This window comes from Arthrobacter crystallopoietes BAB-32 (genome assembly GCF_000328305.2).
Taxonomy (GTDB): Bacteria; Actinomycetota; Actinomycetes; order Actinomycetales; family Micrococcaceae; genus Crystallibacter; species Crystallibacter crystallopoietes_A.
Genome location: NZ_ANPE02000300.1, coordinates 1 through 9,368, shown reverse-complemented (window position 1 = coordinate 9,368; position 9,368 = coordinate 1). Strand labels below are relative to the sequence as shown.

The following is a 9,368-nucleotide window of genomic DNA, read 5'->3' as shown; positions in this document are numbered from 1 at the left end:
GCCGGCGGCAGCGAGCACCTTGCGGGCGACGCCGTAGGCCTCGGGGTGGACGCTGGAGGAGTCCAGCGGCTCCGCGCCGCCGGTGATCCGCAGGAAGCCGGCGCACTGCTCGAACGCCTTGGCGCCCAGCCGGGGCACCTTCTTCAGGTCCGAGCGCTTGCCGAACGGGCCGTTCTCGTTGCGGTAGGACACGATGTTCTCGCTCAGCAGCGGACCGACACCGGCCACCCGCGCCAGCAGCGACGGCGAAGCGGTGTTGACGTCCACGCCGACGGCGTTCACGCAGTCCTCGACCACGGCATCCAGCGACCGCTCCAGCTTGCTGGCGGTGACATCGTGCTGGTATTGGCCCACGCCGATGGACTTCGGGTCGATCTTGACCAGTTCGGCGAGCGGATCCTGCAGGCGGCGGGCGATCGAGACGGCACCGCGCAGCGAGACGTCCAGGTCCGGCAGTTCGGCCGACGCCAGCGCGGAGGCCGAGTACACCGAGGCACCGGCCTCCGAGACGACGAGTTTCTGCAGCTTCTGCTTCGGGGACATGAGCCGGATCAGTTCGGTGGCCAGCTTGTCCGTCTCCCGGGATGCCGTGCCGTTGCCGATCGCCACGAGCTCCACCTGGTGCTGTTCGCACAGGCGCGCCAGGACCGCCAGCGATTCGTCCCACTTCTTCGCCGGTGCGTGCGGGTAGACCGTGCTGGTGGCCACCACTTTTCCGGTGCCATTAACGACGGCGACCTTCACGCCTGTGCGCAGTCCCGGGTCGAGGCCAAGAGTGGAGCGGTTGCCGGCCGGCGCGGCGAGCAGCACGTCGCGCAGGTTGGCGGCGAAGACGCGCACCGACTCGTCCTCAGCCTCGGTGAAAAGCCGCACGCGCAGGTCGATGGCCAGCTTGACGAGGATCCGGCGCCAGCCGAGCTGGGCCGTTTGCATCAGCCACTTGTCCGCCGGCCGGCCGCGGTCTGCCACGCCGAGGGCGCGGGCGACGCTGCCCTCGTAGCGGGAACGCGCTGCGGCGAACTCTTCGGGCTCGGCGGCGTTGGCCTCGGCGATGGACAGCTCAAGCACGCCTTCTTTCTCGCCCCGCAGCAACGCGAGCACGCGGTGCGACGGCAGGCCGGAGGGAACCTGGGCGAAATCGAAATAGTCGGCGAACTTGTGCCCCTCGGTCTCCATGCCCTCCTTGACCTGGGCACGGACGCGGCCTTGGGACCAGAGCCGTTCGCGCAGTTCGCTGACGAGGTCGGCGTCCTGGCTGATCCGCTCGACGAGGATAGCGCGTGCTCCGGCCAAGGCCTCGGCCGCGTCATTGATGGAGTGTTCGGCATTCAGGTAGCCTCCGGCTGCCGCCTCCGGGTCCAGGCCGGGATCGGCGAGCAGGGCGTCGGCCAGCGGCTCGAGGCCTGCCTCGCGCGCGATTTGGGCCTTCGTCCGCCGCTTGGACTTGTACGGCAGGTAGATGTCCTCCAGCCGCGCCTTGGTATCTGCGGCGTTGATGCTGGCTTCCAGCTCCGCCGTCAGCTTGCCCTGCTGGGCGATGCTCTCGAGGACGCTTAGCCGGCGGTCTTCGAGCTCGCGCAGGTAGCGGAGGCGTTCCTCAAGCTCGCGGAGTTGGGCGTCGTCCAGCGTTCCGGTGACCTCTTTACGGTAGCGGGCGATGAACGGAACGGTGGATCCGCCGTCGAGCAGTTCCACGGCGGCCTTGATCTGCCAGGGCTTGACGCCAAGTTCCTCGGCGATCTGCGCATGGATCCGGGCGGCAAGCTTTTCCGGATCGGGGGCGGCAGGCGAGGCAGCAGCAGGACTTTCGGCGGGTGCGGCGGGGCGCGGCATAACAGTCACCGAACCCATTTTGCCGCATGAAGGTTCAAGACGGGCGCCGCCGCCCGTCCGCGCCCCAGGGTCAAGGCTCGTCCGGGTAGTAGAAGCCGTAGTCGTCATAGGGGTCCCGCCAGGCCGACTCGTCCCGGCTGATCCGTCTGACTGCCGCCGCCGGCACCCATTGGGTCCGGGTGGCCCCGGCCTCGTCCACCCATTTCAGCTGGACAGTGGTCCGGGTCCACGCGATGGCCTTGGCATCCACAGTGCCAGTGCCGATGTCGGCCCGCACGTACGGCTCCCGCCCGTAGGGGGCACGTGCGACGTCGCTCCGCTGCGCCGGCCAGGGTCCGCCGCCGTCCCCAACCATTTCCCGTGCAGCCACAACATCCACTTTATTCATTCCGGCAGCTTCCCAGCCGCCGCGGACACTTTGGCCGGGAAGGGCTGTGCCCGCTAATCAGAAGTTGAAGGATCAGACTAGAGGTGTCCGCATTGTGGAATGAAAGTCCGCCACGTGGACGGCCTGGGATATGCTGTTGGGCTGTAATCATACTTTTTCGTGGAAAGCAACCACTTTTTATGTCCACTCCAGCAACAGCGGCACCGAATGCCGCCACGGGACCGGTGAATTCCCGTGGCCGCGTCATCGTTGCGAGCCTCATCGGCACCTCCATCGAGTTCTACGACTTCTACGTCTACGCGACGGCAGCCGTTCTCGTTTTCCCGGCCCTCTTCTTCCCCAACACCGAGGGCATTTACGCGCTCCTGAGCTCCTTCGCTGTCTTCGGTGTGGCCTTCATTGCCCGCCCGCTGGGGTCCATCCTGTTTGGCCACTTCGGCGACAGGAACGGACGCAAGGGCACCCTGGTCGCCTCGCTACTCACGATGGGCATCGCCACGTTCCTCATCGGCTGCCTGCCGACCGCTCAGGTGCCAGGCTGGGCCTTCTGGGCGCCGGCGCTGCTGGTGCTGATGCGGTTTGCCCAGGGTCTGGCCCTAGGCGGTGAATGGAGCGGTGCGGCGCTGCTCGCCACGGAAAACGCGCCGGCGAACAAGCGCGCCATCTACGGCACGTTCCCGCAGCTCGGAGCGCCGATCGGCTTCATCATCGCCAACAGCCTGTTCCTCATCCTGAGCATCAACCTCACCAACGAACAGTTCATGTCCTGGGGCTGGCGCATTCCGTTCCTGGCCAGCGCTGTCATGGTCATCATCGGCCTGTGGGTCCGCCTGAAGCTGGTGGAAACGCCGGCCTTCCAGAAGGTCATGGACCAGGGCGAGGTCACGAAGCTGCCGCTGGGCCGGATGTTCAAGGTCAGCTGGCGCGAGCTCATCCTCGGCACCTTCATCATGCTGGCCACCTACGTGCTCTTCTACCTCATGACCACCTTCACGCTGTCCTACGGCACGGCCGCGCGGACGGCGGAGGAGGCCGCAGCCAAGGCCGAGGCCACCGGCAAGGCGTTCGACCCGACCACCTTCACCGCGGGCCTGGGCTATGCCCGCAACGACTTCCTGCTGATGCTTATTGTCGGCGTGGTGTTCTTCGCGATCTTCACGCTGGTGGCCGGTCCGCTGGCGGAGAAGTTCGGCCGCCGGAAGACGCTCATTGCGGTGACGCTGGGCATCCTGGTCTTTGGATTCCTCTGGGTTCCGCTGTTCGGCGGCGGTTTCGCCGGCACGATGCTGCACCTGATCCTCGGCTTCACCCTGATGGGCCTGACCTTCGGTCCGATGGGCGCGATCCTGCCGGAGCTGTTCCCAACGAATGTGCGCTACACCGGTTCCGCGGTGGCGTACAACTTCTCCTCGATCCTGGGTGCGGCCGTCGCGCCGTTCATCGCCGTGGCCCTCTGGCAGGCCGCCGGAGGCAGCACCGTGCTGGTCGGGCTGTACCTGAGCGGCGCAGCCGTGTTGACGCTGGTCTCCCTGCTGCTGACCAAGGAGACCAAGGATGTGGACTACGAAGGCCAGAGCAGCTAGCCGGCCGAGTCCATGGCGAAGGCCCGCAGTTCCTGGCGGAACTGCGGGCCTTCGTATTTGTGCGCGCGGCAGGTGCCGCTGCGCATCAAATCACCGCTAGGTTGCCCTGCGCTTGGTGATGAATCCCCAGATCACAAGGACGATGAGCGATCCAATGATTGCCCAGAGCCACGTGGTCAGGCTGAAGAATTCATTCATCTCCGCACCGGCGACGGCGCCGCCGATCCAGCCGCCCAGGAGGGCACCGATAACACCCAGCACCAGCGTGGCGATCCAGCCGCCGCCCTGGTCGCCGGGCAGGATCAGCTTGGCAATGGCTCCGGCGATCAGTCCGAGGATCAGAAAAGCAAGAAAACCCATGATGTATCTCCTTACGGTGATCAATGGTCACCGGCGGGGTTGCCGGCTGTTTCCCTTACCAGTTCCCACGGTACAACAAAGCATGCTTATTGTATTGCTTTTGCCCACCCCAATTTCCGCCCCCGGCGAACGGCAAGTACCGCCGTCGTACAGGTAAACAGGGGCCGCAACGCAGGCGAAACAGGGGCGGAACGCGGGCGTAGGGGAGACCGGCGGACGCGCTCCGAGACGTCTGAGGCCTGCCGTCCGGTAGGGGGCGGCAGGCCTCAGGTTACCTCTGGAGGAAGGGCGGAATCAGTCCGTGATGGCGGCCAGGACCGCGCCGGCCGAAACCGTGTCTCCGGGCTTGGCATTCAGCCCGGAGATTGTGCCGGCCTTGTGCGCCGTGAGCGGCTGCTCCATCTTCATGGCTTCAAGTACGACGACGAGATCGCCTTCAGCGACCACGTCACCATCGCTGACCGCGACCTTGACGATGGTGCCCTGCATCGGCGAGGACAGGTCATCGCCGCTCGAGGCTCCGGCGGCGGAGGCGGAGCGGCCACGGACGCGCTTGGGCTTGCCGTTGGTCCGGGTGGGCGAGGCTGCGGCCAGGCCAGCGGGCAGGACGACCTCGAGCCGCTTGCCGCCGACCTCGACCGTAACGCGCTGGCGGTCGCCCTCGTCCTGGTGCGCCGCGGCGGCGCCTTCAAAGGCCGGGATGTCGTTGACGAACTCGGTCTCGATCCACCGGGTGTGGACCTTGAACGGTTCTTCCGGGTCCGCCGGGGCGAAGTCCGGCTCTTCCAGCACGGCACGGTGGAAGGGCAGCACGGTGGGCATGCCGCCGACCTCCATCTCGGCGAGGGCACGCCGGGCGCGCTGCAGGGCCTGGGTGCGGGTGGCGCCGGTGACGATGAGCTTGGCCAGCATGGAGTCGAAATTGCCGCCGACTACCTCGCCGGCCTCGATCCCGGAGTCCACGCGGACCCCCGGGCCGGTCGGCAGCTTCAGGGTTTCCACGGTGCCCGGGGCGGGCATGAAGCTGCGGCCGGCATCCTCGCCGTTGATGCGGAATTCGAAGGAGTGCCCGCGGATCTCCGGGTCGTCGTAGCCGAGCGCCTCGCCGCGGGCCAGCCGGAACTGCTCGCGGACCAGGTCCACGCCGGTGACCTCCTCAGAGACCGGGTGTTCGACCTGCAGTCGGGTGTTGACTTCGAGGAAGGAGATGGTGCCGTCCTGGCCGACGAGGAATTCGCAGGTGCCGGCACCCTGGTAGCGGGCCTCCAGCAGGATGGACTTGGACGCTTCGTAGAGGTTGTACTCCTGTTCCGGCGTCAGGAACGGAGCCGGGGCTTCCTCCACGAGCTTCTGGTTGCGGCGCTGCAGCGAGCAGTCGCGGGTGGAGACCACGACGACGTTGCCGTGCGCGTCCGCCAGGCACTGCGTTTCGACGTGCCGCGGGGCATCGAGGAAGCGTTCGACGAAGCATTCGCCCCGCCCGAAGGCCGCGGTGGCCTCGCGGACGGCGGATTCGTAGGCCTCCGGAATTTCCTCGCGGTCGCGGACGACTTTGATGCCGCGCCCGCCGCCGCCGTAGGCCGCCTTGATCGCCAGCGGGAGTCCGTAGGCGTCGGCGAAGTCGAGCACTTCCGAGACGTCCTTGACCGGATCCGGGGTGCCGGGAACCAGCGGGGCGCCGACCCTCTCCGCGATGTGCCGGGCCTCGACCTTGTCGCCCAGCTTGGCGATGGCCTCGGGGGAGGGGCCGATCCAAACGAGGCCGGCGGTGATGACCTTGCGGGCGAACTCGGCGTTCTCGGCCAGGAAACCGTAGCCGGGGTGCACCGCGTCGGCACCCGAGGCTTGGGCCACCTCGAGGAGCTTGTCCATGGCGAGGTAGGACTCGGCGGCGGTGTCGCCGCCCAGGGCGTAGGCTTCGTCCGCAAGCCGGACGTGCAGCGCGTCCCGGTCCGGCTCCGCGTAGACGGCCACCGAGGCGATTCCTTCATCCCTTGCCGCCCGGATGATCCGGACGGCGATTTCACCACGGTTGGCGATCAGTACCTTGGTGATGCGCTGGGTCATTCATAGCTCCTTCTATCCTTGAGGAGCCTAGCCTGCTTTTGCGGATATCGCCCAATAACCATGCTGCTTGTGCGTGTGCAGGCCGGTTTCTTTGTAGGGGTCCTACAAACCGCTCGGGTTCTGCCAGAGGTCTGTGATGCTCACCTCGGCGTCGGCGAGCAGCCGGCGCAGGGTCGAGACGGATAGGCCGACCACCGCGTGCGGGTCGCCGTCCACTTTTTCGATGAAGGCTCCGCCGAGCGAGTCGATGGTGAAGGAACCGGCGACCTGGAGCGGCTCGCCGGTGGCGATGTAGGCGTCGATCTCGTCCGCGCTGAGCTGGGCGAAGTAGACCGCTGCGGAGGCGACCGCACCCAGGGTGGCGCCGGTGCCGCCGTCGTTAGCGTCCTCTTCCGCGCCTGGTTCAGCATCTGCCGGAACGTCGCGGCAGTCGATCAGCCAGTGCCCGGTGTGCAGCACGCCGTGCCGGCCGCTCATCCGCTGCCAGCGCTGGCGGGCCACCTCCGGCTCGTAGGGCTTGCCGTACGGTTCGCCGTCCAGCTCGAAGACCGAATCGCAGCCGAGCACCAGCGCGCCCTCGGCGTCCGGCAGCGAGGCGACGGCTTCGGCCTTCGCCCGGGCCAGCAGCAGGGCGGTATCGTGCGGGTCCGTCACGCCGTAGCGGGCGGTCACGGCGTCCTCGTCCACGTCCGAGACCAGCACCGAATGGGCGATGCCGGCGTCGGCGAGGAGTTTGGTGCGGGCGGGGGACGCGGAGGCGAGGATGAGGCGCAGATCAGTCACGGACCAAGACTAGCGGCAGGCCGTCAGGCAGGACCGGAGCGGCGCTCTGGCGACACATTGGTTGACTGGTCAACATTATGCGCCCGACGGCAGTAGACTCACCTTGGCAGGAGCCGCCCAGCCATTCATGTGCGGTCAGGCCAGGGCCGGCGGCCCGGTTCATCGTTGGGGGATGTGCCGTACCGCAAGGCAGTACGCCCGGAGCGGGATCATCCCGCTCCGGGCGTTCGGTTTTGGGGCCTCGGCGGCGCTTCAGGTGGCCCTGGCTGCGAGGGCGCGCACGCCGCGCAGCACACGGGCCGGAGTGGCCGCCGGGTCAGGCTTTGGCGCCGGCCAGCTCCTCCTCATGCGGGGCGGCAGCCGCCGGGGCCGAGTCCACGTCGTCGTCCTTGAATGGGTCCCCGGTGCGCTTGGCGTTGTACAGGGCTTCGTCCAGGAGGCCTTGCCGCTTGGCGACGATGGTCGGGACCAGGGTCTGGCCGGCGACGTTGACCGCGGTGCGGCCCATGTCGAGGATCGGGTCGACGGCCAGCAGCAGGCCGATGCCCTCCAGCGGCAGGCCCAGCGTGGACAGGGTCAGCGTGAGCATGACGGTGGCCCCGGTGGTGCCTGCCGTCGCGGCGGAACCGAGCACTGCCACCAGCGCGATCAGCAGGTAGTGCGTGATGTCGAGCTGCACACCGAAGAACTGGGCCACGAAGATCGCTGCGATGGCCGGGTAGATCGAGGCGCAGCCGTCCATCTTGGTGGTCGATCCCAGCGGCACTGCGAACGAGGCGTAGGCCCGGGGGACGCCGAGGTTGCGCTCGGTCACCCGCTGGGTCAGCGGCAGAGTACCCATCGAGGAGCGGGAGACGAAGGCCAGCTGGATGGCCGGCCAGGCGCCGGAGAACCACTGCTTGACGGACAGGCCGTGGGTGCGGACCAGCACCGGGTAGACCACGAAGAGCACGAGCGCCAGGCCGATGTAGATGGACACGGTGAACAGGGCGAGCGAGCCCATCGTGTCCCAGCCGTAGGTGGCCACGGCCTTGCCGATCAGGCCGATGGTGCCGATCGGCGCGAGCCGGATGATCCACCAGAGCACCTTCTGGATCACGGCCAGCGCGGAGGCGTTGAGCTTCAGGAACGGCTCGGCCGGGGCGCCGACTTTCAGGGCGGCGATGCCGACGGCGATCGAGATGACCAGGATCTGCAGCACGTTGAAGCTGACGCTGGTGGTCAGCTCGCCGGTCTCGGCGGCCTTGGTGGTCGCTTCCAGGCCGAGGAAGTTGGTGGGGAACAGCCCGGTCAGGAAGGCCCACCAGTCGCCGGTGCGGCCGGTGTACTCACCCGGGACCTCGCCGGCGGCGCTGGCGCCTGGCTGCAGGACGGTGCCCAGGCCGATGCCGATCACGACAGCGATGAACGCGGTGATGGCAAACCAGAGCAGCGTGTTCCAGGCCAGCTTTGCCGCGTTGGAGACTTCACGCAGGTTGGCGATGGAGCTGACCACGGCGGTGAAGATCAGCGGGACCACGGCGGCCTTCAGCAGCGAGATGTAGCTCGAGCCGATGGTGGTCAGGGTGGCGGTCAGCCAGTTCGGTTCGCCCTCGGCCGGCTCGCCCAGGTTCTTGGCGACGAGGCCGAGGACGAGGCCAACGATAAGCGCGGCGATGATCTGCGGGCCGAACGAGGTGGCCCAGCGGGGCAGCCGGGGCCCGGATTTCTCAGTGCTGGTTGCAGTAGTCACCTGAAGACTGTAGGAGGCGGAAAGTTAGCAGGCCAAAAGCACTGTTGCGCAATGTTAAGCCGGGTACGACGGCGGTGCCCGGCTTCCGGCCGCGCGCCCAACTCCCGCTTGGGTTCGGCGGGGTTATTCCCGGCTCGGTTGTGAGGAATGCCGCAGCCGGGACGGGCGGCGAACCGGCGCAGCCGCCCGGCCGCGGAAGGGCTGGATCCGTCCGTCCTGGGAAATCTGGGCGGCCGGCTGGTCGGGGAGGCTGCGATCGACCCGGCCCTGGGGAGCCTGCCGCTTCTGCCGAGCCGGGAGGGTTGGATCCGTCTGGGCCTTCATCCGTTGGCCTGTAGTGGCTGGATTGGCGGCCCAATCCGGCCTCAATCCAGCCACTATTGGCGGTAATGATGGAATGAGTGGTGCCGCCGGTGTGACTCGACTATTGGCTGACAGCGCAAGCTTGTCCTTGATTGGATCTGTCCGCCGGCGGTGCCACCGTAAACGCGGCGGCCAGGCGGGCATGACTTCATAGGAGCCTGTCGAAAGAGTCCCATTACCGTCTTGTCTGTCCACCCGGCCGGCGTGTCGCTTCCCAATCGGTCAACGAAAGGAAAGGCACTTCCAGCATGACGGATGA

The 9,368-nt window shown here is 67.4% G+C and carries 7 protein-coding genes; 1 reads left to right on the top strand and 6 read right to left on the bottom strand.

The window, feature by feature from the left end:
• The coding region (locus tag D477_RS20350; protein ID WP_005275027.1) for a Tex-like N-terminal domain-containing protein at window positions 1-1,833 on the bottom strand (1,833 nt) is incomplete at its 3' end.
• 70 nt (window positions 1,834-1,903) lie between these two features.
• Complete coding sequence (locus D477_RS20345) at window positions 1,904-2,203, bottom strand: hypothetical protein (RefSeq protein WP_150110224.1); 300 nt, start codon at window positions 2,201-2,203, stop codon at window positions 1,904-1,906.
• A gap of 197 nt (window positions 2,204-2,400) precedes the next feature.
• Here D477_RS20345 and D477_RS20340 point away from each other — a divergent pair, with 197 nt between their 5' ends.
• Complete coding sequence (locus D477_RS20340; protein WP_005275021.1) at window positions 2,401-3,804, top strand: MFS transporter; 1,404 nt, start codon at window positions 2,401-2,403, stop codon at window positions 3,802-3,804.
• Window positions 3,805-3,900: 96 nt separating this feature from the next.
• Here D477_RS20340 and D477_RS20335 read toward each other — a convergent pair whose 3' ends face one another.
• From D477_RS20335 to D477_RS20320, 4 genes are all read right to left on the bottom strand, one after another.
• On the bottom strand, window positions 3,901-4,164 hold the full coding sequence (locus D477_RS20335; RefSeq protein WP_005275018.1) for a GlsB/YeaQ/YmgE family stress response membrane protein: 264 nt from the start codon (window positions 4,162-4,164) through the stop codon (window positions 3,901-3,903).
• 294 nt (window positions 4,165-4,458) lie between these two features.
• Entirely contained in the window at window positions 4,459-6,231 is a 1,773-nt protein-coding gene (locus D477_RS20330; RefSeq protein WP_005275015.1) for an acetyl/propionyl/methylcrotonyl-CoA carboxylase subunit alpha, read from the bottom strand.
• A gap of 102 nt (window positions 6,232-6,333) precedes the next feature.
• Window positions 6,334-7,014, bottom strand: coding sequence for a Maf family protein (locus tag D477_RS20325; protein WP_005275013.1), 681 nt, complete (start codon window positions 7,012-7,014; stop codon window positions 6,334-6,336).
• Window positions 7,015-7,330: 316 nt separating this feature from the next.
• Entirely contained in the window at window positions 7,331-8,746 is a 1,416-nt protein-coding gene (locus tag D477_RS20320) for a dicarboxylate/amino acid:cation symporter (protein WP_005275010.1), read from the bottom strand.
• Between the last annotated feature and the right edge of the window lie 622 nt (window positions 8,747-9,368).

Excerpts from the sequence above, each read along its gene's own strand:
- D477_RS20340 (WP_005275021.1), top strand. The coding sequence starts at position 2,401 with ATGTCCACTCCAGCAACAGCGGCACCGAATGCCGCCACGGGACCGGTG.
- D477_RS20335 (WP_005275018.1), bottom strand. The coding sequence starts at position 4,164 with ATGGGTTTTCTTGCTTTTCTGATCCTCGGACTGATCGCCGGAGCCATT.
- D477_RS20330 (WP_005275015.1), bottom strand. The coding sequence starts at position 6,231 with ATGACCCAGCGCATCACCAAGGTACTGATCGCCAACCGTGGTGAAATC.